Below are 20774 nucleotides of genomic sequence, written 5' to 3' on the forward strand. Positions count from 1 at the left end.
CGGGAGGACACGGCATGGCAGCCGAACAGAAGCAGGGCAGCGAGACGGCCGTACCGGCGGCGGTGCGCGGGCAGCACGCGCTGCTCGCCGAGCAGGTCGAGGAGCACCGCTTCCGGTACTACGTGAACGACGACCCGGTCGTCAGCGATGCCGAGTTCGACAAGCTGCTGCGCTCCCTGGAGGCGCTGGAGGAGCAGTACCCGGAGCTGCGCACGCCCGATTCCCCCACCCAGAAGGTGGCCGGGGCGTACGCGACGGGCTTCGCCTCCGTCGAGCACCGCGAGCGGATGCTCTCCCTCGACAACGCCTTCGACGACGAGGAGCTGGCGGCCTGGGCCGAGCGCGTGGCCCGGGACGCCAACACCTCCGACTACCACTACCTGTGCGAGCTCAAGGTGGACGGCCTGGCCGTCAACCTCACCTACGAGAACGGCCGCCTGACCCGCGCGGCCACCCGCGGCGACGGCCGCACCGGCGAGGACATCACGCCCAACGTCCGCACCATCGCCGAGATCCCGGACCGCCTCAAGGGCGACCGGATCCCGGCCCTGGTCGAGATCCGCGGCGAAGTCTTCTTCCCGGTGGAGAAGTTCGAGGCCCTCAACGCCCGGCTGGTCGAGGCGGGCGACAAGGCCTTCAGGAACCCGCGCAACGCGGCGGCCGGGTCGCTGCGCATGAAGGACCCGAAGGTCACCGCCACCCGCCCGCTGCACATGGTGGTCCACGGCATCGGCGCCCGCGAGGGCCTCGAGATCGACAAGCTCTCCCACGCCTACGAGCTGCTGCACGAGTGGGGCCTGCCCACCGCCCAGCACAACAAGGCGGTGTCCACGCTCGCCGAGGTCCGCGAGTTCATCGCGTACTTCGGCGAGAACCGGCACTCCGTCGAGCACGAGATCGACGGAGTCGTCGTCAAGCTGGACGAGATCCCGCTCCAGGGCCGCCTCGGCGCCACCGCGCGCGCCCCGCGCTGGGCCATCGCCTGGAAGTACGCCCCCGAAGAGGTCAACACCAAGCTGATCGACATCAAGGTCGGCGTGGGCCGCACCGGGCGCGTGACCCCGTACGCCCAGGTGGAGCCGGTGACGGTGGCGGGTTCGGAGGTGGAGTTCGCGACCCTGCACAACCAGGAGGTCGTCAAGGCCAAGCGCGTGCTCATCGGGGACACCGTCGTGCTGCGCAAGGCCGGCGACGTCATCCCCGAGATCCTCGGTCCGGTCGAGGAGCTGCGGGACGGCAGCGAGCGGGAGTTCGTCATGCCGGCCGATTGTCCTGAGTGCGGGACGCCGCTGCGGCCGATGAAGGAAGGCGACATCGACCTGCGCTGCCCCAACGGGCGGACCTGCCCAGCGCAGTTGCGTGAGCGGATCACTTACCTCGGTGGCCGCCAGTGCCTGGACATCGAGAACTTCGGCGCGGTGGCCGCCGCCGCGCTCACCCGCCCCCTGGAGCCGGCCGACCCGCCGCTGCGCGACGAGGGCGACCTCTTCGACCTGACCATCGAGCAGTTGCTGCCCATCAAGGCGTACGTCCTCGACCCGGACAGCGGGCTGCCCAAGCGGGACCCCAAGACGGGCGAGGAGAAGATCGTCACGGTCTTCGCCAACCAGAAGGGCGAGCCGAAGAAGAACGCCCTGTCGATGCTGGAGAACATCGCGGCCGCCAAGGACCGCCCGCTCGCCCGCATCATCAACGGCCTGTCGATCCGTCACGTGGGGCCGGTCGCCGCGGAGGCGCTCGCCCGCGAGTTCCGGTCCATCGAGCGCATCGAACAGGCCACCGAGGAGGAACTGGCCGCCACCGACGGGGTCGGCGCGATCATCGCGGCCTCCCTCAAGGAATGGTTCTCGGTCGACTGGCACCAGGAGATCCTGCGCAAGTGGCGCGAGGCCGGTGTCCGGATGGAGGAGGAAGGTTCCGGCGAGGAGGAGGGTCCGCGTCCGCTGGAGGGGCTGACCGTGGTCGTCACTGGCACTTTGCAGAGCCACACGCGGGACGGGGCCAAGGAGGCGCTGCAGAGCCTCGGCGCCAAGGTGACCGGGTCGGTGTCGAAGAAGACCTCGTTCGTCGTGGTCGGCGACAATCCGGGCTCCAAGTACGACAAGGCAATGCAGTTGAAGCTCTCCGTCCTCGACGACGCCGGGTTCGCCGTCCTCCTCGAACAGGGCCCGGACGCGGCCCGCGCGGCCGCCCTTCCGGTGGACGGCGCCGCCGAAGCGGAGTAGCGAAGGCGAACAGATGCGTGGCGTGCGGCCGTGGGAGCGGGCGCACGCCAGGCGCTCGGGCCGGTGGCACCCGGAGGCGAACGGCCGGTACACGGTGGACTCAAGGCCGGTACAAGGCTGGTCGAGGGGTGGGGGGCTGTCGGATCATCGGACGGGTGATTGGGGGGTCCTGGTCCAAACTCACCCGTTCGGCGGATACCGTACTGATGAGGATGGCCGGGTCGTATTCGGGCAACCGCCGCCGACCGCTGCCCCTGGGTGCCTCTCGCGTCCTACTGTTGAGGGGTGCGCCCGTCGTGCACGGCTGCTTGATGCGTATCCAGTCGTGATGGCATGACATCGGGGCCATTGCGTGGCATCGGCATTGCCGGCTGTGAGAGGGACGGGCATGAAACCCACCGAAAGCGCCGACCCGTCACCAGATTTCGGCGGGGAACTCCCGCCGGTGCGGGCGGGCCGGCTCGGTGTCCTGGGTTCCAGGACACCTCATTCCCGGCCGCTCGACACCGGATTGGACGCCGGCGGAGCGGGGCTGCGGCACGTCGCGCTGCCCTTCGGCATCGTGGGCCTCGCCGGCGTGGTGCTCGCCGTCGGCATCATCACCGCGCTGACCAGCCGTCATGCCCTGTTCCCCGGAGGCGCGGTGGGCTGGGCGCTCGCCCTGCTCACCGGCATCATCGTCGGCCACCTCGTCGCCCTCGGCCGCGACCGCTGGTGGGGCGGCACCGGTTCGGGGGCGGCCCTGACCCTCGGCGTCCTCATCCTCTACGGATGGGTCCCCGCCGGCCTGGTCTCGCTCGCCGTGGTCACCCTCGTCGGCGCGGCCCGCCGCCACCGCTGGCGCCAGGGCCTGCTGCACGGCTCCACCGACATCCTCGGGATCGGCGCGGGCGCCCTCGTACTCACCGCCTGCGGCGAGTCGCCCACCGTCGAGCACCCGTGGCTGCCCACCAGCTGGGGGATCGCGGCGATCCCCGAGGTCATCCTGGTCGCCCTCGCCTACCTGCTCGTCACCCGTGTCCTGCTGTGGCTCGCGCTGACCCCCAGCGGCGGGGGACTGCCCACCGTCGCCCGCACCGCACTGGTGCGCCAGGCGCTGGTGGCCGTGGCCCTGCTCGGGATCGCCCCGCTGATCTGCGTGGTCGCCGAAGCGCAGCCGGTACTGCTGCCGCTGTTCGCCGTACCGCTGATCGCCCTCGACTCCACCCTGTGGATCGCCCGCGCCCGCGCCGAGGAGCAGCTGCGCGACCCGCTGACCGGGCTGCCGAACCGGCAGTGGCTGCTGGAGCGGGCCTGGAGCGCGCTCGACCAGGCTGAACGGTTGAGCACCCGTTCGGCGCTGGTCCTGATCGACCTGGACCGCTTCCGCGCGGTCAACGACACCCTCGGCCACCTCGCCGGCGACCGGCTGCTCCTGCAGATAGCGGACCGGCTGCGCCAGGCCCTGCCCCCGGACGCCGAGGCCGCCCGCCTCGGTGGCGACGAGTTCGCCGTCCTGCTCCCCATCGCCGACTCCACCACCAGCGCCCAGCGGGTCGCCCGCCACCTCGTCGCGGAGCTCAGCTCCCCGCTCGACCTGGACGGCCTGACCCTGGTCCTGGAGGCCAGCGCCGGCCTCGCCGTCTTCCCCGACCACGCCCTCGACGCCGAAGGACTGCTCCGCCGCGCCGACGTCGCCATGTACCAGGCGAAGCGGGACCGCACGGGCGTCGAGGTCTACGAGTCCAAGCGCGACAGCAACACCCCCGACCGGCTCGGTCTGCTGGGCGACCTGCGGCGCGCGCTCGACGCGGGCGAGGTGGAGCTCCACTACCAGCCGAAGGTCCGCTTCGACGGACAGGTGGCGGGACTGGAAGCGCTGGTCCGCTGGGTCCACCCGGAGCGCGGGCGGGTCCCCCCGGACGAGTTCATCGCCATCGCGGAGACCTCCGGTCTGATGCCGCACCTGACGGAGTACGTACTGGAGACCGCGCTCGCGCAGGTCGCCCGGTGGCGGGCCCAGGGCCTCAAGGTCCCGGTCGCCGTCAACGTCTCGCCGCGCGACGTCCACACCCCCGGCTTCGCGGGAGCGGTGGCCGCACGGCTGGCCCGGCACGGGGTCCCGGCGAGCGGCCTCCAGCTGGAAATAACGGAACACGTGCTGCTGGAGGACCCGCAGCGGGCCGCCGACACCATGGCCGGGCTGACCGGCCACGGCGTGAAGATGTCGCTGGACGACTTCGGCACCGGCTACTCCTCCCTGGTCCACCTGCGGCGGCTGCCGGTCAGCGAGCTGAAGATCGACCGCTCGTTCGTGGCCCGGCTGGCGGTGGACGCGCAGGACGCGGAGATCGTCCGCTGCACGGTCGACCTGGCCCACTCGCTGGGCCTGCTGGTCGTCGCGGAGGGCGTCGAGGACGACGAGACCTGGGAGCGCCTGCGCGACCTGGGCTGCGACGCCGTCCAGGGCTGGCTCGTCGCCGCCGCGATGCCTCCGCAGGAGGCCACGGCCTGGCTGCTGGCCCGCGGCGAGCGCGGCTGGCGCCGACCGGCGGACATCACGGCGGAGCTGGCGGCGGAGGCCGCGGCCGCGCAGACGCAGTGAGGTACTTCGAGGCGCCGGCGGTGCACCGGCCCGCGGCGGGCGATCCGCCGTCGGTGTTCCTGGCGGGCGGGATCACGCACTGCCCGCCGTGGCAGCCGCAGGCGGCGGCCGCGCTCGCCGACTTCGTCGTGCTCAACCCGCGCCGGGCGGACTTCGACCTGTCCGATCCCTCGCAGACGGACGTCCAGATCGCGTGGGAGTACCGGCACCTGCTGTTGGCCGACGTGACGCTGTTCTGGTTCCCGGCGTGTGACGCTGTGCTGACGGTGCAGCCGATCACTCTGTATGAGCTCGGCGCGGCGGCGGCCGTGCCGGGGCGCCGGCTGGTCGTCGGCGCGGACCCGGGCTATCCGCGGCGCGCGGACGTCGTGGCGCAGCTGGCCCTGGCCCGACCGGGCCTCCAGGTCCACGGGACCCTCCCCGAAGCGGTGGCCGCGGCCCGCGCGCTCCTGACCGGCCTGGTCTGACGGCTGCCCTGCGGGGCGTGTCCCCTACCCATCCCCCAGACTCCGTCCGGGGGGACCCCCAGTTCCACCGTTCCCTGGGGCTCCGCCCCAGACCCCGCGCCTCAAACTCCCCCAGCTACCGCTGGGAGGTGCCCCCGGGCGAGGCTGAAATTTTCAGCCCGTCCGGCGTTTGAGGACCGGGTCCGGGCAGCGCCCGGGGAACGGGCGAAGGGCGGGTAGGGGACTCCGCTCCGCGCAGCGGAATCGGGCTCGGCCGGAGGCCTCGTACCGCCCCGGACGGAAACCGGGGCGTCGACCAGGGGCCGGGCCCCATAGGATTGGGCCCGAAACCTACACACTCACCACCCCCAGAGGATCGCTGCATGCCTGGCATCACGCGCGAGGAGGTCGCCCACCTCGCTCGGCTGGCACGTCTGGAGCTGAAGAGCGAAGAGCTCGACCACTTCGCTGGACAGCTCGACGACATCATCGGCGCGGTCGCCCGCGTTTCCGAGGTCGCCGACCAAGACGTCCCGCCGACCTCCCACCCGCTGCCGCTGACGAACGTCATGCGCGCGGACGAGGTCCGTCCTTCGCTCACCCCCGAGCAGGCGCTCTCCGGCGCCCCCGCCCAGGAGCAGCAGCGTTTCAAGGTGCCGCAGATCCTTGGTGAGGACTAAGAACATGACCGACACGCACAGCATCATCCGGCTCACGGCCGCCGCGACCGCCGAGAAGATCGCCTCCGGCGAGCTCACGGCCGTCGAGGTCACCGAGGCCCACCTGGCCCGCATCGAGGCGACCGACGAGAAGGTCCATGCCTTCCTGCACGTCGACCGCGAGGGCGCCCTCGCCCAGGCCGCAGCCGTCGACGCCAAGCGCGCCAACGGCGAGAAGCTGGGCCCGCTCGCCGGCGTCCCGCTCGCGCTCAAGGACATCTTCACCACGGTCGGCGTTCCGACCACCGTGGGTTCGAAGATCCTGGAGGGCTGGATCCCGCCCTACGACGCCACCCTGACGCGCAAGCTGAAGGAAGCCGACGTCGTCATTCTCGGCAAGACCAACATGGACGAATTCGCCATGGGGTCCTCCACCGAGAACAGCGCCTACGGGCCCACCGGCAACCCCTGGGACCTCACCCGGATCCCCGGCGGCTCCGGCGGCGGCTCCGCGGCCGCGCTGGCCGCCTTCCAGGCGCCCCTGGCGATCGGCACGGACACCGGCGGTTCCATCCGCCAGCCCGCCGCCGTCACCGGCACCGTCGGCGTGAAGCCCACCTACGGCGCGGTCTCCCGCTACGGCATGGTCGCCTTCTCCTCCAGCCTCGACCAGGGTGGCCCCTGCGGCCGCACCGTCCTGGACACGGCGCTGCTGCACGAGGTGATCGCCGGGCACGACCCGCTGGACTCCACCTCCATCGACGCCCCGGTCCCGCCGGTCGTCGAGGCGGCCCGCAACGGCTCCGTCGCCGGCATGCGCGTCGGTGTGGTCAAGCAGTTCGCCGGCGAGGGCTACCAGGCCGGCGTCGTCCAGCGCTTCAACGAGTCCGTCGAGCTCCTCAAGGAGCTGGGCGCCGAGATCGTCGAGCTGGACTGCCCGTCCTTCGACCTCGCGATGGCCGCGTACTACCTGATCGCGCCGTCCGAGTGCTCTTCCAACCTGGCCCGCTTCGACGCCATGCGCTACGGCCTGCGCGTCGGCGACGACGGCTCCAAGTCCGCCGAGGACGTCACCGCCCTGACCCGCGAAGCCGGTTTCGGCGACGAGGTCAAGCGCCGCATCATCCTCGGTACGTACGCGCTCAGCTCCGGCTACTACGACGCGTACTACGGTTCCGCCCAGAAGGTCCGCACGCTCATCACGCAGGACTTCGAGAAGTCCTTCGAGCAGGTCGACGTGATCGTCTCCCCGACCACGCCCACCACCGCCTTCCCGATCGGTGAGCGCACCGACGACCCGCTGGCGATGTACCTCGCGGACCTGTGCACCATCCCGACCAACCTGGCCGGCAACTCCGCCATGTCGCTGCCCTGCGGCCTGGCCCCGGAGGACGGTCTCCCCGTCGGGCTCCAGATCATCGCCCCGGCGATGAAGGACGACCGCCTGTACAAGGTGGGTGCCGCTGTCGAGGCCGCCTTCGTCGCACGCTGGGGACACCCGCTGCTTGAGGAGGCTCCGTCGCTGTGAGTTCGAGTGCGCTGTCCAAGGCCAAGGGCTTCAAGAAGTCCAAGTCCGGTACGTACCTGTCGATGGGCACCACCGCTTTCGGCGCCATCAGCGTGATCAAGCAGGCCAAGAAGGCCCGCACCGAGCACGACACGCTGAAGCTGCTCGACGCCGTCGTGTCCGCCGCGGCCATCGTCACCGGCCTCGCGATCCTGTACCGCGAACTGAAGCGTCTCGGCGACGACGACGTCCTGCTGGGCTGAGAGGGAATTTCCACTGTGACTGCCATCGAACTGCTGTCGTACGAGGACGCCCTCGCGTCGTACGACCCCGTCATGGGCCTCGAGGTCCACGTCGAGCTCGGCACGAAGACCAAGATGTTCTGCGGCTGCTCGACCGAGCTGGGCGCCGAGCCCAACTCGCAGACCTGCCCGGTCTGCCTCGGTCTGCCCGGCGCGCTGCCGGTCGTGAACGAGATCGGCATCGAGTCCGCCATCAAGATCGGTCTCGCGCTGAACTGCGAGATCGCCGAGTGGTGCCGCTTCGCCCGGAAGAACTACTTCTATCCGGACATGCCGAAGAACTTCCAGACCTCCCAGTACGACGAGCCCATCGCCTTCAACGGCTTCCTGGACGTCCAGCTGGAGGACGGCGAGATCTTCCGCGTGGAGATCGAGCGCGCCCACATGGAGGAGGACACCGGCAAGTCGCTGCACGTCGGCGGTGCCACCGGCCGCATCCACGGCGCGTCCCACTCCCTGCTGGACTACAACCGCGCCGGCATCCCCCTCATCGAGATCGTCACCAAGCCGATCGAGGGCGCGGGCGTACGGGCTCCCGAGGTCGCCAAGGCGTACGTCGCCGAGCTGCGCGAGGTCATCAAGGCGCTCGGCGTCTCCGAGGCCCGCATGGACAAGGGCCAGATGCGCTGCGACGTCAACCTGTCGCTGCGCCCGACCCCCGAGTCCGAGTTCGGCACCCGCAGCGAGACCAAGAACGTCAACTCGCTGCGCTCCGTCGAGCGCGCCGCCCGCTTCGAGATCCAGCGCCACGCGGCGGTGCTCTCCTCCGGCGGCTCGATCGTGCAGGAGACCCGGCACTTCCACGAGGAGGACGGCTCCACCACGGCCGGCCGCATCAAGGACAACGCCGAGGACTACCGGTACTTCCCGGAGCCCGACCTGGTCCCGATCGCCCCGGCCCGCACCTGGGTCGAGGAGCTGCGCTCGGGCCTGCCCGAGATGCCGCGCGTGCGCCGCAACCGCCTCCTCCAGGAGTGGGGCGTCACCGAGCACGACATGCAGTCGATCCTCAATGCGGGCGCGGTGGACTCCATCGTCGCCACCATCGAGGCCGGCGCCGACTCGACCGCCGCCCGCAAGTGGTGGATGGGCGAGCTGGCGCGCAACGCCAACGAGCAGGGCGTCGTCGTCGACGAGCTGCCCATCACTCCGGTCCAGGTCGCGCGCGTCGCGGCCCTGGTCTCGGCCGGTGAGCTCAACGACAAGCTGGCCCGCCAGGTCCTCGAAGGCGTCCTCGCCGGCGAGGGCACCCCGGACGAGGTCGTCGAGAAGCGCGGTCTGAAGGTCGTCTCGGACGAGGGCGCGCTCGGCGCGGCCGTGGACGAGGCCATCGCGGGCAACGCGGGCATCGCCGACAAGATCCGCGGCGGCAAGATCGCCGCCGTCGGCGCGCTGGTCGGAGCGGTCATGAAGACCACCCGCGGCCAGGCCGACGCGGCGCGCGTCAAGGAGCTCATCCTGGAGCGTCTGGGCGTCTCCGAGTAAGAGGTACGCGTATTCCGTGCAGCGGCCCCGCACCGGACTTCTCTGCCAGCAGAGGAACCGGTGCGGGGCCGTTGGCCGTTCAGCGCGTCAATGTGTCAACGCGTCAGCTGCGGGCCGGCGATGACCACCTTGCCCATGTCGCAGCCGGCGTCCACCTTGAGGCGCAGCCGCAGGGCGCCGTTCACCTCCACCCGCTTGGTGATGGGCTTGCCCAGCGTCACCAGCTCGGAGAAGGCGGCCGGCTGGCCGTCCAGCGTGATGGTGACCCGGCCCTTGTCGTGGGCGGAGCCGTCGTCGATTCCGGCCGTGAAGTCCAAGTACTTCCACTCACGGTTGAGATCGAACTCGGCGATCGCATCACCGTTGCAGCCCAGGTCGGCGATGAACGCCGCGCCGTACTGCTTGGTGTTGATCTTCGCCGCCCCGACAGTGAACTCGCCGAGCCCCGATACGGGGTTGATGACGGTCAGATCCGCGGCGTTGACACCCGGAGCCACCCCCGAAGGGGGGCCGGAGGACGAGGCCGTCGGCTGTGTCGCCGGACCGCCCGACGCGGAGCTCGACGCGGAGTCCGACGGGCTGGGCGTCGGGCTGGGCGAGGATGCGGGGCTCGCGGGGGCCGAGGCGGACGAGGCCGCCTTGTCCCCGCCGCTCGCCGTGTTCGCGCCGCCCGAGTCCTTCTTGTCACCGATCAGCTTGACGCCGATCACCGCGCCGGCACCCACCACCAGCACGGCGAGCACCGCCCCGATCACCAGCCCGGCCCGCCGCTTCTTGCGCGGGGGCGGCGGGGACGCCGTTTCCGTACGGGACTCGGCGACGGGCGCGGGACCGTATCCCTGCGGAACGCTCGCCTGCACCGGCGGCGGGGTGTGCACCGGCTCGGTGGGCGGCGGGGCGTACACGGGCTCGGTGGGCGGCGGGACGTACACCGGCTGGGCGGGCGGAGGCGTGTAGGTCGGCACCGGCGGGGCCACGGGCTTCGCCGGGGCCACCACGGGGGGTGCCGCCGGGGCCGGCGGTACGTCCTGGACCACCCGCTGCGAGGTGGACGTGGTCGTGGACACCACCGCGTGCCGGATGTCCTTCATCCACCCGGCCAGGTTCACCGGCCGCTTCAGCGGATCGGACGCGTAGATGGAGGCGATCCGCGCCCGCTGCTCCGCGTCCAGCACCGCGAACTGCGGCAGCCGTACGAGGGCCTGCGCCAGCAGGTCCGGGGTCGCGGGCGGGGATTCCCCGCTCAGCAGGAAGTACGCGATGGCCCCGAAGGCGTACCGGTCCGCGCCCGGGGTCCGCTTCCCGTCGAAGACCTCGGGAGCCGCGTAGCCCGGGGTGAACCAGACCTCCGCGGTCTGGTGGTCGGCGGTCAGCTTGCTGAGGCCGAAGTCCACCAGGGTCGCCTGCCCGTGGGCGTCGACCATGACGTTGCCGGGGGAGAGGTCACCGTGGATGACCTGGCGCCCGGACGGGGTGGCCTTCCCCGAGTGCAGCCAGTCCAGTACGTCGGCCAGCTGCTCCAGCGTGCGCATCACCTCGCGCCGCTCGGCGGCGGTGGCGAGCGTCCGCTCGGCCCGCCAGTCGCGCAGGTCCAGCCCGTCGACGTGGTTCATGACGAGCACGAGGGCCCGCCCGGTCAGCGTCCCGGATTCGCCGGGCCGGTGGATCGGAGGCCCCTCGAAGTGCTCCCGTACGCCCACGACCCCCGGCCGGTGGACGAAGCGCAGCAGCTCGGCCTGCTCGTTCCACTTCTGGCTGATGCGGTCGAAGACGTCCGGCGTGATCGTGGTCTTGGAGTCGAGCACCTTCACCACGACGGGCTCGGACCCTCCGGCGAGCTCGATCTCCGCGAGATAGAGCACGGCCTCGCCGCCGCGTCCGATGGATCGGAGCAAGCGGTAGCGGTCTGCTGCCGCGTCCGGCCCGATGTGCAGATTCTGGCTGGTCAATTTCCCCCCAGCGCCCAGTAATTGATGGATGCACAGTTTCCCGTGGGGCGGTTGGCGGGGTCAATGGGAATCGGTTTCCGCACCCCCATCGAGACCTTCCCGGCAGGCCGTCCGGCAGACTGTGTGCGGGGAAACGGACTCGGGGAGGGGGGCCGGTGGAGATCGGTTCGATGGTCATCGCCGTGGCGGGTGTCGCGGGCACGCTGGGCGGCGCGTTGCTCACCCAGCGGGGCGCGGTGCGCGCGAAGAGCCGCGAGATCGAGCTCGTGCGCGGTCACGACGCGGTACGCGAGAACCTGCTGCTGCGGCGCACCTGCTACGTGGAACTCAACCGGGACGCCCGGCAGTTCACCACCGCCCTCAACCGGCATCTGCACATCATGCGGGAACGGCAGGTCGAGGACGCCGACCGGACCGCGCTCGACGCGGCGAAGGACGCCTTCCGCGACCACTACTCCGAGGCGCAGATGGTGGCCCCCGGTCCCGTCCTCGCGCCCGTGACGGTGGTCAACCACGCCCTCACGAACGTCTACGGGCAGGTGAAGCGCCTGGAGCGGAGCGAGCCGGCCCCGGGGGAGTCGATGGACGCGGCGGCGGAGGCCCAGCAGGGCATCTGGGCTTCGCTCCGGGTGATGCGGGCGGCCATGCGGGCCGACCTCGGAGTGCCGGAACGGGGCTGAGTCCTGGTCGGACTCCGGGCGGTCAGCGGGTGGCGGCGCCGCCGACGAAGGCGGCCCAGGCGGCGGGGGCCACGGTCAGGACCGGGCCCTCGGTGACCTTGGAGTCGCGGACGTGGACGGCGGAGGGGTGGGTGGCAACCTCTACGCAGTTGCCACCCTCGCTGCCGCTGTAGCTGGACTTCCGCCAGTGGTAAGCGACTTCGAGGCAGTCGCCGCCCTCGTCGCCGCTGTAGCTCGACTTGAACCAGGTCAGTGCGTGCGTCATGACTCTCCTAGCAGGTCGTCCAGCAGGCGCTTGCTGTCCTCCATGGACAGGGCCTGGTTCCGCAGGATCCCATATTTGAGACTCAGCGGATGGACCTCCTCGGGGTCGTCCAACAGGAAGCTCACGCCCTGCCCTTCGAGGTAGGCGAGCTGGTCGTGGTCGCCGGTCTCCAGCAGCACCATGGGGCCATTGAGGCCTGCGTGGGACTCGCGCTCTGTGGGCATGATCTGGAGCCCGAGGAAGGGGAGTTCGGTCATTTCCCGCAGGTGGCGGAGCTGACCCAGGAGGACTTCCCGCCCTCCGATGGGGCGTTCGAGGACGGATTCTTCCACGATGTAGTGCATCATCGGCGGCCACGGCTTCCGGCCCAGCATGGCCTGGCGGGCCAGCCGGGTGGCGGTCTGTACTTCGACCTCCTCCGGGGTGAGCGGCGGGTACAGGCAGCCGAAGACGGCCGCCGCGTACTCCGGCGTCTGGAGCAGCCCCGGGATCACCGAGTTCTGATACGAGAACAGGCTCTCCGCGTCCCGTTCGTGCGTGATGAAGTCGATCGCGAACGCCGGGTACCGCTCCCGCTTCGGGATCTTGGCCAGGGACCTGCTCAGCAGCCCGCCCGTCTCGAACAGGTCGTCGAGGGTCGCCGCCATGCGCGGCTGGAGGAGCCGGCGGCCCTGCTCCATGGAGGCGATGGTCTCGGGGTCGGTGTGCAGGTACTCGGCGAGGGTCGCCTGGGTGTAGCCCGTCTGCTTGCGGAAGTGCGCGGCCATGGTGCCAAGGACTCGCCACGAGACGTTCCTTTGGGGCCTGTTGTCGTCTGCCATGCCTGCGACATCCCCGGGCGGGACGGGGCTGACGCGCCGTCGGCCCGTACGGCACCCGTACAAAATCCTGAGTTCTGTAGCGGTCGCTAGTTAAAGCATGTACGGTTCTTTCTGTAGCGACCGCTACGGAACTTAGGGGGATCCCATGAGCGCCGCACTGACCAGCATCTACGCCCGTACCGTCCGCAAGGGGAGCGGAGGTCCCGGCCTGCTCCTCGCCCATGGCGGAGGGGGTTCGGTCGAGTCGAACTTCGGTCCGATCCTCGATGCCCTGGCCGAGAGCCACGCCGTCGTGGGCGTGGACTACCCGGGTACGGGAGGGACCCCGCGCGCCACGGAGCCGCTGGAACTGGACGCGCTCGCCGATGAACTGGTGGCCGCCGCCGACGCCGAGGGGCTGGAGCGGTTCGCCGTCCTCGGCTACTCCCTCGGCGGGAACGTCGCCGTGCGCATCGCCGCCCGGTACCCCGAACGGGTCACCGCGCTCGTGCTCACCGCCACCTTCGCCCGCGCCGGGCAGTGGCTCGGGCTCGTCACCGACCTCTGGTCGGAGCTGGCCCGGCGCGAGGAGTCCGAGCTGCTCGCGCGGCTCCTCGTACCGCTCACCCTCAGCCCGCAGGCGCTGGAAGGGCTGACCGACGAGCAGGTGGAGGCGGTCGTCCGGGCCACCGCCGCGTCCTTCCCGCCCGGCGGCGGGGACCACGCCGCGCTGGTGAAGGGGGCGGACCTGAGCGCAGACCTCGCGCGGATCGACGTACCCGCCCTCGTCATCGCGACCACCGCCGACCGCCTCGTACCGCTGGCCCTCCAGCGGGAGGTGGCCGACGCGCTGCCCGGCGCCCGGTGGGCGGAACTGCCCACCGGACACCTGCCGTTCGCCGAGCTCCCGCAGGAGTGGGCGGCGCTGGTCAGCGGTTTTCTGGCTGAGGTCCCGGCGCGTCGAGGATGAGCAGGCGGGCCCGCTTGGCCGGGAGGTGGACCTCGGGCAGGTCGATCTCCGGGAGCTCCACCTCCGGACCCAGCGCGAAACCGGTGCGCTGGAGGCGGACGATGGCCTTCACGTTGCGGTCCCGAAGCCCTCGATGGTCTGGGTGTGGACGGCGGACCGGGTACCGGGGGAGGTGGTCACGCGGACTCCTTGGTGAGGCAGGCCCAGTCGGTGACGACGGGGACGAGTTCGCAGCGCGCCCAGAGCGGGAGCTGGTCGCGGTGGTGGGGGCTGCCGGTGACTCCGTCCGCGCCGAGCGGGACCACCCAGAGGCTGTCCTCGCGGCGGGCCAGGTCCCAGACGTAACGGGCCGCCGAGGCGCGGGCGGTGAGGTCGGTGAAACCGGGGACGGTGGAGGTGGCGTTCACGCAGTCGTGGTCGCCGCCGAGGCCGGGCCACTCGGCGCCCGCATCCGGCACGGCCGACCGGGGGGCGAGGCGGTGGACCTCGGACCAGGGAGTGTCGGGCGCGCCCGGGGCCGCCGTGTCCTCCAGGGCGGCGCGGACGTGCCCGGCCCGGTCCAGCGCGGGCAGGAGGGGGGTGGCGAGCAGCCCCTCCAGGGCGTAGCCGACCCGGGGGAGCAGGTACAGCCAGGGGTGGAACACCTCCGGTCCGGCCGGGGCGTCCGCGAGGCCGGCGAAGACCGGGTCGGCGGCGAAGCGGCGTACGGTCGCCGCCCGGAAGGCCGCGAAGACGGTGGCGTCGGTGGCGAAGAGGGTGGCGGCCTCGTCGTCGAGGGCGCGGGCCGCGCGCTCGCGCCACAGCTTCGTGGCGAAGCCGGCGAACAGGATGTGGGTGGAGACCCAGATGGCCGGCGGGACCCAGGGCTCCCACGGCTCGGGGGCGTGCACGAAGCGGGGGTCGCGGGCGGCCCCGGAGGCCAGCCCGTCGTTGACCCCGGCGACGTAGGCCCGGACCCAGGCGGCGGTCTCCGGGTCGAGTGCCCCGTAGCAGCGGCGCGCGGTGTCGGCGAGGCGGCTCTGGCGGGCGAAGCGGTCCCAGGGGACGGACTCGGGGCCGAGGAGGGCGGCGCTCGCGCCCTCGGCGCGCAGCCGCTCGATCTCCAACTGCCGGGCGCGGTCGAGGGCGGTGGTGCGGCCCTGGGCGTAGGACAGGCGGAGCGGGTCCGGGGCGCGGAGGTGCGGTACGCCCCAGGAGTCCCGGTAGAGGTCGTAGTCGTAGTCCTCGCCGTGCGCGTATTCGTCGCGGTATCCGTCGCGGTCTCCGTACGCCTCGTCCGTGGTGCTCACCGGATCGCCCCGGGAATGCCTCGGGCTTCAGTGTGGGGAGGGACGGGTCCCGCCGTCGTGGGCGCGGAGCGCCGGAGTTGTCCTTGCATCTGTCGGGACCTGCGCTTTCTGGCGGGGCCGGTGGGCTCGGTGGGATCGGCGGGCTCGGTCGGTTCGGTACGGCCGCGCGACCGAGCGCCTGCACCTGCACTTGCACCGCGTGCGGAGCAGTGTCCCTTCGGGAACAAGAACTCCGCCCGAGTCGCGCTGGTCCGGGCCGACCTCAACCCGGCATCGCCGCTTAGGTTAGGCTGACCTAACTTCAAAGGGAGGGCGGGGATGCAATGAGCGTCGCGATCGGGGCGGGGAAGACGGCCAAGGGGTGGGAGGGCGTCGTCCTCAAGCTCATGCGGGCCAAGGACTTCACGTTCACGGTGACGGGGGCCGAGCAGGTCACCGAGCACTTCCGGCGGGTTCGGCTGGAGGACGGCGGGCTGCTCTCGGCGGCGGGGCAGTCGCTGCACCCGACGATGTGGGTCCGGCTCTGGTTCGCGGCCGCCGACGGCAAGCCGCACCAGCGGGCGTACACGCTGGTCGACCCGGACCCGGCTACCGGCACCTTCTCGCTGGAATTCGCCCTGCACGACGGCGCCGCGAGCCACTGGGCGCGGCGCGCGGCGCCGGGCGACACCATCGACGCCACCGTCCAGGGCACCGGCTTCACCGCCCCGGACCCGGCGCCCGCCCGGCTCCTGGTGATCGGCGACACGGCCTCGCTGCCCGCGATCAACTCCCTGCTGGACGCTTTCCCGGACACCCCGGCGACGGTCTGGTTCGAGACGCAGCACGCGAGCGACGCCGAACTGCCCCTACGGGTGCACGCGGACCGCCACGACGTACGCCGGGTCGAGCGGGGCGCGGGCGGAGGCAAGGCCCTGACCGACCGGGTCCGAGCCGAACTCCCTTCCCTCCTCGGCGAGGCCGCGTCGGCGTACGTCTGGCTGGCCTGCGACACGGCCACCACCCGGACCCTGACCGGCTGGCTCCGCAAGGACCTCGCGATCCCGAAGGGCCGGGTCAACGCCCTGGGCTACTGGCGGCCTTGACCTCTGCCTCCGGGGCTTCCCCCGCCTCGGGCGGCCAGGGCGCGGGGTAGGGGCCGAGCCGGCGCGCGGCGCGGGCGACGTGGCGGGCGTACTCGGTCGCGCGGGCGCTCACGCGCCCGTGGTGCCGTCGACTGCCTCGCGGAGGAAGTCCGCGTGGCCGTTGTGGCGGGCGTACTCGTGGATCATGTGCAGCATGAGCGTGCGGAGCGATGCGTCCTCCTCCCACTTCACCACGTACGCCGTCACGTCGAGGGACTCGGCGGCCGCCTCCACCGCGCGGGAGTGCCCGACCTCCGCCTCCCAGGCGGCGAAGGCCTCGGCGCGGGTCGAGCCGGAGGCGTCGTAGGCGGCCTGGAAGTCGTGGTTGTCCGACCACAGGTGCGGGACCTCCGCCCCGCCCAGCGTCCGGCGGAACCAGTGCCGCTCCACCTCCGCCATGTGCCGCACCAGGCCCAGCAGGGACAGGGTGGAGGGCGGTGACGCCTGGCGGCGCAGCTCTTCGTCGGTGAGGCCGTCGCACTTCCAGGCGAGGGTGGCCCGGTGGAAGTCGAGGTGCGCGCGGAGCGTCTCGCGCTCGCCCCCGGTCAGGGGCGGTCCGGTGCGGTGGGTGGGTTCGGTCGCTGCCATGGTCGTGATCTTGCCCCGGCGGGAGGGCGGGCGGAAGGCGTCGGCTGCGACCCGTCAGGGGTCGGCCGAAACGCGACGCCCCCGCGCTGCGCCCGCTCAGAGACGACCTAGCCCTCCCAGATCCAGGGCACCGTGACGCCCAGCACCTGGAAGCCCAGCCGCTCCAGGATCGGGCGGCTGTCCTCCGAGGCGTCGACCTGGAGGTAGGGGATGCCCCGCGCCGCCGCCACTCGGGCGCGGTGGGCGACCAGGAGGCGGTAGATGCCGCGGCCGCGCCACTCGGGGACGGTGCCGCCGCCCCACAGGCCGGCGAAGGAGGTCCCCGGGCGCATTTCCATCCGGGCCGACGACACCGGGGTGTCGCCCGCCATCGCGACGACCGCTTCGATCGTGTCGGGCTCTTCCCTCAGCAGGTTCAGCACCAGCTCCCCGATGCGGTGGCGGTCCTTGCCGAAGGCGCCGCGGTGGGCCTCCATCATCAGCTCGACGCCCTCCTCGTCGGTCACCACGCGCAGCGTGATCCCCTCGGGCGGCTCCACCGGGATCTTCGCGAGCTCCGAGGTCCTGCCGATCAGCAGGGTCTCCGCGGGCTCGGCGACGAAGCCGGCCGCGCGCAGCCGGTCCCCGAGGTCGGCCGGGCGGTCGTAGTCGTAGAGCTTCCACTCGAATTCCGCGCTCGCGGCCTCGCCCCGCGCCGCGAGCCCGGTGAAGAACGCCACCTGCTCCGCGATCGCCGCGTCCGCGGTCCGCTCGTCCAGGTCGGACCAGAGCACGGTGTTCCCGCCGGCCCCGGGCACGATCTGGCGTACGACCCCGCCCGCGCCGTCCGCCCCGCCCACCCGCTCCACCCGCGCGTCGGCGGTGTCCGGTTGGGCGCCGCGGCGCATCTCGGCGTCGAACTCGGCGCGCAGGTCGATCAGCTCATCAGCATTCATCGTCATCCGGCCAGCTCACCAGCCGCCACCCGCCCCCACAACTGCATTAACCTCACCCCGGTGAGCGCGCACCCCACCCCCTCTCCCTCGATCTACACGGGCCGGGCCACCCCGGACGCCGCCATGGACCGTGGCTGGCTGCTCGGCCACTTCAAGGAGCCCGGCGATCCCCGCCACAGCGAGGATGTGGAGATCAAGTGGGGCGTCCACCCGAAGGGTGAGGAGCGGGCGCAGTGGGTGAGGGGCGAGTCCCGCACGGCACTGCAGGTGCTCATCAGCGGCCGGTTCCGGTTGGAGTTCCCCGGCCGCAGCGTCGTACTGGCCGAACAGGGGGACTACGTCGTGTGGGGACGCGGCGTGGACCACTCCTGGCACGCGGAGGAGGACTCGGTGGTGCTCACCGTCCGCTGGCCCTCGCTGCCGGGGTACCGGGCCGACGGTGAGTCCGGCGACAAGTCCGACAGCCACTCCGAGGGCCGGCCCGAGGACCAGTCCGGCGGGACCTCCGCTCCGAACCCAGTGTGACCATGGTCCCGCAGCTGTCCGGCGGCCTGTGACGCTGCCCACGATGGCCGCCAACGATCAAGGGACGCTGCGATCGTGGAGGTGTAGACCATAAGTTTTGAGACGTTCAGCGTTCAGTGTTCAAGCGTTCTTTGCGACGGGCCGTCCCCGGTGAAGATCCGAACCACCAGGGAGCTCGTCCGTTGGCAGCAATCGCACGGTGGTGCATGCGGCACCGCCTCGTCGCCGTCCTGCTCTGGATCCTCGCGCTCGGCGGGACCGCGGCGGCTGCGGTCGGCGCCGGAGCGGCGTTCTCCAACAACTACGAGGTCCCCGGCACGGAGTCCAGCAAGGCGCACGCCCTGCTCCGTGAGGGCTTCCCCGGCCAGGGCGGCGACACCGACACCATCGTGTGGCGGACCCCGGACCACCAGAGCGCACGTACCCCCGCCGTGGCGGAACGCATGGCGCGGGCGCTGGACTCGATAGCCGCCCTGCCCGGTGTCGGTTCGGTGGCCGGCCCCTACGGCGCCGGACCGGAGAGCGCCGCCAAGATCAGCCCCGACGGCCGCACCGCCTACGCGGTGGTCACCTTCGACCAGCAGGCGGACTCGGTCCCCAAGGCCGAGGCGAAGGCCGTCGTCGACGCCGCGAAGAACCCGACGACCGAGGCGGACGGCCTCCAGGTCGAGCTCGGCGGACGGGCCATCGGCCTCACCGAAGCCCCCAGCGCGCACCTCGCCGAGGTGATCGGCGTGGCCATCGCGGCCCTCGTGCTCTTCCTGGCCTTCGGCTCGCTGGCCGCGAGCCTGCTGCCCATCGCGACCGCCCTGGTCAGCGTGGGCACCGCCTATTTCGGCATCACCCTCCTCGGGCACGCGATGCCGGTGGCCGATTTCGCCCCGATGCTCGGCACCCTCGTAGGACTCGGGGTGGGCATCGACTACGCGCTCTTCATCGTCACCCGCCACCGCAAGGGCCTCCAGCGCGGCCTCCCGGTCGAGGAGGCGGCCGAGAACGCCGTCGCCACCACCGGCCGGGCCGTGGTCTTCGCGGGGGCCACCGTCTGCATCGCGCTGCTCGGCATGCTGGTGCTCCGGCTGAACTTCCTCAACGGCGTCGCGATAGCCGCCTCCCTCACCGTGGTCCTGACGGTCGCGGCCTCGGTGACGCTGCTGCCCGCCCTCCTCTCCTTCATCGGCATGCGGGCCCTCTCGCGCCGCGAGCGCCGCAAGCTGGCCGCCGAGGGCCCGCGGGCCGAGTCGGCCACCGGCTTCGCCGCCCGCTGGTCGGCCTTCGTCGAGCGTCGTCCGAAGCTGCTCGGCCTCCTGGCCACGGTGGTCATGGTGGTGCTGGCACTGCCCACGCTCTCCCTCCACCTCGGCACCTCCGACCAGGGCAACAACCCGGCCACGTCCACCACCCGCAAGGCCTACGACCTGCTCGCGGAGGGCTTCGGGCCGGGGATGAACGGTCCCCTGACCGTGGTCGCCCACCTCGAGGGCGCCGGTGACCGGGTGGCCGTGGACCGGCTCGCGGACGAGCTCCGCACGACCCCCGGCGTCGCCTCCGCCGGACCCGCCGTCCTCAACCGGAGCGGCGACACCGCCGTCGTCACCGTCGTACCGGCCTCCTCGCCGCAGTCCCGGGCCACGAGCGACCTCGTCGGCACGCTCCGCGCGGACGTCATCCCGCGCGCCGGGCACGGCACCTCCATGCAGGTCCACGTGGGCGGCGTGACCGCCGGCTACGACGACTTCGCCGACGTCATCATCGGCAAGCTGCCGCTCTTCGTGGGCGTAGTCATCGCCCTCGGCTGCGGGCTCCTGCTGCTGGCCTTCCGCTCCATCGGCATCCCGGTCAAGGCCGCCGCGATGAACGTGGCCGCCGTGGCCTCCTCCTTCGGCGTGGTCGTCGCGATCTTCCAGTGGGGCTGGGGCAGCGAACTGATGGGCCTGGGCAGCGCCGGGCCGATCGAGCCCTTCCTGCCGGTGATCATGGTCTCGGTCCTCTTCGGGCTCTCCATGGACTACCAGGTCTTCCTCGTCAGCCGGATGTACGAGGAGTGGCTGGAGACCGGGGACAACAAGAGGGCCGTGCGCGTCGGGCTCGCCGAGACCAGCAGGGTGATCAACTCGGCGGCCGTCATCATGATCTCCGTCTTCCTGGCCTTCGTGCTCAGCGGCGACCGGCTCATCGCCATGTTCGGCATCGCGCTCGCCGCGGCCGTCGCCCTCGACGCCTTCGTCCTGCGCACCCTGCTGGTCCCGGCCCTGATGCACATGCTCGGTGGCGCGAACTGGTGGCTGCCGGCCTGGCTCGACCGACGGCTGCCCCGCATCAGCATCGAGCCTCCCGAATGCCGGTCGCGTGCGACACTTCCGGCACAGCGGACCGGTACCGGCGAAGCCACGAGCGAGGACGGCACCGAGCCCGCCACAGCATCCCGGTGACCCGGCAGA

Annotated in this window: 18 protein-coding genes and 1 pseudogene; 12 read left to right on the forward strand and 7 right to left on the reverse strand. The window is 71.8% G+C overall.

Translation table 11 applies throughout. The annotated features are described in order from the left end of the window. Window positions 1–14: 14 nt before the first annotated feature. From ligA to gatB, 7 genes are all read left to right on the forward strand, one after another. Window positions 15–2225: an NAD-dependent DNA ligase LigA gene (ligA, locus tag AC3IYJ_RS27305; RefSeq protein ID WP_489397366.1), complete on the forward strand. Its 2211-nt coding sequence runs from the start codon at window positions 15–17 to the stop codon at window positions 2223–2225. Between the two features lie 388 nt (window positions 2226–2613). Further along, a complete protein-coding gene (locus AC3IYJ_RS27310; protein WP_489397367.1) occupies window positions 2614–4809 on the forward strand; it encodes a putative bifunctional diguanylate cyclase/phosphodiesterase in 2196 nt (731 codons plus the stop codon). A 20-nt stretch (window positions 4810–4829) separates the two neighbouring features. Continuing rightward, window positions 4830–5276, forward strand: coding sequence for a nucleoside 2-deoxyribosyltransferase domain-containing protein (locus AC3IYJ_RS27315; protein WP_489397368.1), 447 nt, complete (start codon window positions 4830–4832; stop codon window positions 5274–5276). A 362-nt stretch (window positions 5277–5638) separates the two neighbouring features. Beyond that, window positions 5639–5935, forward strand: a complete 297-nt coding sequence (gene gatC, locus AC3IYJ_RS27320) for an Asp-tRNA(Asn)/Glu-tRNA(Gln) amidotransferase subunit GatC (RefSeq protein ID WP_007266718.1) — start codon at window positions 5639–5641, stop codon at window positions 5933–5935. Window positions 5936–5939: 4 nt separating this feature from the next. Further along, window positions 5940–7442, forward strand: a complete 1503-nt coding sequence (gene gatA, locus AC3IYJ_RS27325; protein WP_489397369.1) for an Asp-tRNA(Asn)/Glu-tRNA(Gln) amidotransferase subunit GatA — start codon at window positions 5940–5942, stop codon at window positions 7440–7442. 62 nt (window positions 7443–7504) lie between these two features. Further along, entirely contained in the window at window positions 7505–7684 is a 180-nt protein-coding gene (locus AC3IYJ_RS27330) for a hypothetical protein (RefSeq protein WP_489402949.1), read from the forward strand. A gap of 15 nt (window positions 7685–7699) precedes the next feature. Then, a complete protein-coding gene (gene gatB, locus AC3IYJ_RS27335) occupies window positions 7700–9208 on the forward strand; it encodes an Asp-tRNA(Asn)/Glu-tRNA(Gln) amidotransferase subunit GatB (RefSeq protein ID WP_489397370.1) in 1509 nt (502 codons plus the stop codon). Window positions 9209–9303: 95 nt separating this feature from the next. On the opposite strand, the gene AC3IYJ_RS27340 is transcribed toward gatB, so the two are convergent. Then, window positions 9304–11157 (reverse strand): protein kinase domain-containing protein, encoded by a 1854-nt coding sequence (locus AC3IYJ_RS27340; protein WP_489397371.1) that lies wholly within the window; start codon window positions 11155–11157, stop codon window positions 9304–9306. A gap of 155 nt (window positions 11158–11312) precedes the next feature. Here AC3IYJ_RS27340 and AC3IYJ_RS27345 point away from each other — a divergent pair, with 155 nt between their 5' ends. After that, window positions 11313–11837, forward strand: a complete 525-nt coding sequence (locus AC3IYJ_RS27345; RefSeq protein ID WP_489397372.1) for a hypothetical protein — start codon at window positions 11313–11315, stop codon at window positions 11835–11837. 22 nt (window positions 11838–11859) lie between these two features. Here AC3IYJ_RS27345 and AC3IYJ_RS27350 read toward each other — a convergent pair whose 3' ends face one another. Further along, window positions 11860–12102 carry a DUF397 domain-containing protein gene (locus AC3IYJ_RS27350; protein ID WP_489397373.1) on the reverse strand — a complete coding sequence of 81 codons (243 nt, stop codon included), beginning with the start codon at window positions 12100–12102 and terminating at the stop codon, window positions 11860–11862. Further along, the gene (locus AC3IYJ_RS27355) at window positions 12099–12869 is read right to left on the reverse strand and encodes a Scr1 family TA system antitoxin-like transcriptional regulator (protein WP_489397374.1); all 771 of its coding nucleotides are present in this window, start codon (window positions 12867–12869) and stop codon (window positions 12099–12101) included. Before AC3IYJ_RS27355 ends, AC3IYJ_RS27350 begins: the two co-directional genes overlap by 4 nt. 199 nt (window positions 12870–13068) lie before the next feature. Between AC3IYJ_RS27355 and AC3IYJ_RS27360 the strand changes: the two genes are divergently transcribed. Beyond that, window positions 13069–13872, forward strand: coding sequence for an alpha/beta fold hydrolase (locus AC3IYJ_RS27360; protein WP_489397375.1), 804 nt, complete (start codon window positions 13069–13071; stop codon window positions 13870–13872). Here the strand turns inward: AC3IYJ_RS27360 and AC3IYJ_RS27365 are convergent. Together AC3IYJ_RS27365 and AC3IYJ_RS27370 are read right to left on the reverse strand one after the other, a co-directional pair. Beyond that, window positions 13832–13990: pseudogene (locus AC3IYJ_RS27365) on the reverse strand (GNAT family N-acetyltransferase); the annotation flags it as partial. The gene AC3IYJ_RS27360 and the pseudogene AC3IYJ_RS27365 overlap by 41 nt on opposite strands. 58 nt (window positions 13991–14048) lie before the next feature. Then, window positions 14049–15161, reverse strand: a complete 1113-nt coding sequence (locus AC3IYJ_RS27370; protein ID WP_489397376.1) for a penicillin acylase family protein — start codon at window positions 15159–15161, stop codon at window positions 14049–14051. 323 nt (window positions 15162–15484) lie between these two features. Between AC3IYJ_RS27370 and AC3IYJ_RS27375 the strand changes: the two genes are divergently transcribed. Beyond that, a complete protein-coding gene (locus tag AC3IYJ_RS27375) occupies window positions 15485–16246 on the forward strand; it encodes a siderophore-interacting protein (protein WP_489397377.1) in 762 nt (253 codons plus the stop codon). A gap of 108 nt (window positions 16247–16354) precedes the next feature. On the opposite strand, the gene AC3IYJ_RS27380 is transcribed toward AC3IYJ_RS27375, so the two are convergent. Further along, window positions 16355–16873, reverse strand: a complete 519-nt coding sequence (locus AC3IYJ_RS27380; protein WP_489397378.1) for a DinB family protein — start codon at window positions 16871–16873, stop codon at window positions 16355–16357. Window positions 16874–16980: 107 nt separating this feature from the next. Then, a complete protein-coding gene (locus AC3IYJ_RS27385) occupies window positions 16981–17808 on the reverse strand; it encodes a GNAT family N-acetyltransferase (RefSeq protein ID WP_489402950.1) in 828 nt (275 codons plus the stop codon). A 123-nt stretch (window positions 17809–17931) separates the two neighbouring features. On the opposite strand from AC3IYJ_RS27385, the gene AC3IYJ_RS27390 reads away from it, so the two are divergent. Both AC3IYJ_RS27390 and AC3IYJ_RS27395 read left to right on the forward strand, forming a co-directional pair. After that, window positions 17932–18333, forward strand: a complete 402-nt coding sequence (locus AC3IYJ_RS27390) for a cupin domain-containing protein (RefSeq protein WP_489402951.1) — start codon at window positions 17932–17934, stop codon at window positions 18331–18333. Between the two features lie 182 nt (window positions 18334–18515). Beyond that, window positions 18516–20765 carry an MMPL family transporter gene (locus tag AC3IYJ_RS27395; RefSeq protein ID WP_489397379.1) on the forward strand — a complete coding sequence of 750 codons (2250 nt, stop codon included), beginning with the start codon at window positions 18516–18518 and terminating at the stop codon, window positions 20763–20765. Window positions 20766–20774: the final 9 nt, after the last annotated feature.

It is taken from the genome of Streptomyces sp. GL_140 (genome assembly GCF_057834465.1).

Excerpts from the sequence above, each read along its gene's own strand:
- AC3IYJ_RS27360 (WP_489397375.1), top strand. The coding sequence starts at position 13,069 with ATGAGCGCCGCACTGACCAGCATCTACGCCCGTACCGTCCGCAAGGGG.
- gatA (WP_489397369.1), top strand. The coding sequence starts at position 5,940 with ATGACCGACACGCACAGCATCATCCGGCTCACGGCCGCCGCGACCGCC.
- AC3IYJ_RS27385 (WP_489402950.1), bottom strand. The coding sequence starts at position 17,808 with ATGAATGCTGATGAGCTGATCGACCTGCGCGCCGAGTTCGACGCCGAG.
- ligA (WP_489397366.1), top strand. The coding sequence starts at position 15 with ATGGCAGCCGAACAGAAGCAGGGCAGCGAGACGGCCGTACCGGCGGCG.
- AC3IYJ_RS27330 (WP_489402949.1), top strand. The coding sequence starts at position 7,505 with ATGGGCACCACCGCTTTCGGCGCCATCAGCGTGATCAAGCAGGCCAAG.
- AC3IYJ_RS27380 (WP_489397378.1), bottom strand. The coding sequence starts at position 16,873 with ATGGCAGCGACCGAACCCACCCACCGCACCGGACCGCCCCTGACCGGG.
- AC3IYJ_RS27310 (WP_489397367.1), top strand. The coding sequence starts at position 2,614 with ATGAAACCCACCGAAAGCGCCGACCCGTCACCAGATTTCGGCGGGGAA.
- gatC (WP_007266718.1), top strand. The coding sequence starts at position 5,639 with ATGCCTGGCATCACGCGCGAGGAGGTCGCCCACCTCGCTCGGCTGGCA.
- AC3IYJ_RS27350 (WP_489397373.1), bottom strand. The coding sequence starts at position 12,102 with ATGACGCACGCACTGACCTGGTTCAAGTCGAGCTACAGCGGCGACGAG.
- AC3IYJ_RS27390 (WP_489402951.1), top strand. The coding sequence starts at position 17,932 with ATGGACCGTGGCTGGCTGCTCGGCCACTTCAAGGAGCCCGGCGATCCC.
- AC3IYJ_RS27355 (WP_489397374.1), bottom strand. The coding sequence starts at position 12,869 with ATGGCCGCGCACTTCCGCAAGCAGACGGGCTACACCCAGGCGACCCTC.
- AC3IYJ_RS27375 (WP_489397377.1), top strand. The coding sequence starts at position 15,485 with ATGAGCGTCGCGATCGGGGCGGGGAAGACGGCCAAGGGGTGGGAGGGC.